The sequence below is a fragment of the Xanthomonas arboricola genome, from assembly GCF_003353015.1.
Taxonomy (GTDB): Bacteria; Pseudomonadota; Gammaproteobacteria; order Xanthomonadales; family Xanthomonadaceae; genus Xanthomonas; species Xanthomonas arboricola_E.
Window position 1 is genome coordinate 1 of sequence record NZ_QREM01000006.1, and the last position, 355, is coordinate 355.

Below are 355 nucleotides of genomic sequence, written 5' to 3' on the forward strand. Positions count from 1 at the left end.
GGTGCTGTTGCGTGCCAAGATCGCTGGCGGCGAAAGCCTGGCGAGCATCAACAGTGCAGCAGTGGATGCCTGGCCGGGCGTCATGCACCACGAAGATCATGGAGCAGCGCATGGAGCATTGGCCTGCGATTACTGCGTGCTCTCGGCAAGACTATTGCCGTGGCTGTTGGTCGTCTTGCTGGTGTTCCCGTTACTGCGCGCGGCCGTTCCCAGCGAAGGAACCGTGGCGCCAGGGTCCATCAAGGGGCGACGGCGCGCGCATACGCCACGTGGCCCACCGCTGCAGGCCTGAACACGCTGAGTGAGTGAGTCAGCGCGGGCGTTGCTCACGGCTGGCTGCGTTTTACGTGCTTTG

At 63.9% G+C, this 355-nt stretch carries 1 protein-coding gene; it reads left to right on the plus strand.

What is annotated here, in order from left to right:
• The coding region (locus C0541_RS03435) for a DUF2946 family protein (protein WP_115045756.1) at positions 1 to 292 on the plus strand (292 nt) is incomplete at its 5' end.
• Positions 293 to 355 lie beyond the last annotated feature (63 nt).